1 protein-coding gene and 1 pseudogene are annotated in these 1,458 nt (G+C 74.8%); both read right to left on the minus strand.

Annotated features, from left to right (window positions below; all coding sequences use genetic code 11):
• Positions 1-1,227: FAD-dependent monooxygenase (locus ABZ659_RS35140; RefSeq protein WP_360228839.1), on the minus strand; the 1,227-nt coding region annotated here is incomplete at its 3' end.
• Positions 1,228-1,352: 125 nt separating this feature from the next.
• A pseudogene (locus ABZ659_RS35145) lies at positions 1,353-1,458 on the minus strand (DUF5925 domain-containing protein); the annotation flags it as partial.

The raw sequence follows: 1,458 nt of genomic DNA on the forward strand, positions 1-1,458 counted from the left end.
CGCGGTGGGGTGCGGGGCGGGGCGTGGGGTGGGGTGGTGGGGGGCGGCGTGTTGGGCGCGGGTGCTGGTGCGCCAGGCGGGGGCGAGGTGGCGGGCCAGGGCGCGGCGCAGGCGGTAGCCGAGGCCGATGGCGGTGCCGTGGGCGGTGAGCAGTTCGTCCAGGACGAGGGCGCCCGCGATGGCGTGGGTCATGCCGTGGCCGTGGACGGGGTGGAGGGCGGCGTAGGCGTCGCCGACGACGAGGAACTGGTCGGGGAAGCGGCGCAGTTTCTCGTAGTGGCGCCAGCGGCTGGCGGTGGCGGTGGCGCGGTAGACGGGGCCGAGGGGGGTGGCGGCGGCGATGAGGTCGCGCAGCAGGGGGTGGCGCAGGGTGCCCGCGGCGCGCAGCAGGGCGGCGTGGTCGGCGGGGGCGGGGCGGCCGTCGGCGGTGGTGACGGTGACCGACCAGCGGCCGCCTTCTGTGGGGTTGAGGGTGCCCTGGGCGGGGTGGCCGGGGGCGGGCATGAGTAACAGGGCGGTGAAGTCGGCGACGTGGCCGACGGGGGGTGCGAAGACGGCGGTGGCGAAGGAGGTGTGGGTCTCGGTGACGGTTTCCCTGGGGGGCCGGTAGCCGAGGTCGGCCAGCCACTGGGGGGCGTGGGAGTCGCGTCCGCTGGCGTCGATGACGAAGTCGGCTGATATCAGCCGTCGTCGGGGTGTGGTGGCGGGGGTGCGGGGGTGGGTCAGGGGGCGTATCCAGACGCCGGTGACGGTGTCGTGGGGGCCGCCTTGGAGGCCGACGGCTTCGTGGCGGGGCAGGAAGGTGACCTTCGGGTCGGCGCGCAGCCGGTCGCGCAGGACGGCGTCGATCAGGTCGCGGCTGGCGCTGAGGTGCGGCAGGCCGGTGGCGGTGCGGGGCAGCCAGCCCGCGGGGCCGAGGACGAGGAGGTCTGCGCCGGGGTGTACGCGGACGGCTCCGGCCGCCGTCAGGTCGGCGGTGATGTGGGGGAAGAGCTGTTCGAGGCCCTGCTGGGCGGTGTGGGTGAGGGTGTGGGTGTGGCGGGCCTGGGGTACGCCGCGGCGGCGGGCGGGGCCGTGGGGCATCCAGTCGCGGTCGATGACGGTGACGTGGTCCATGAAGTTGGCCAGGGCCCGTGCCGCGGTGAGCCCGGCGAGACTTGAGCCGATGACCACGGCGTGTCCGTGGCCGTCGCCCGGTGTACCGGGTACGTGCGCGTCCTGCGTCAACTCGCCCGCCCTCCTTGTCCGTTGTCCTTGCATGATGCGGGCAGCGGGCGCGGGGACGGCATGGTTTGGCCAGTCGTGTCCGGTGGCTTGAGGCGGTGTTGAGGGATTCGCGAGGGGTTCTTGAGTGCGGGGCGGTCGGCGTCGCGGGCCATGCGCAGCACGCGCGCGTTCTGCGGCAGCAGTGTCGCGCCGGAGCGCACCCGGTCGATGTTGGAGGAGTGGGAGTACGGC

This window comes from Streptomyces sp. NPDC006997, from assembly GCF_040635175.1.
Lineage (GTDB): Bacteria > Actinomycetota > Actinomycetes > Streptomycetales > Streptomycetaceae > Streptomyces.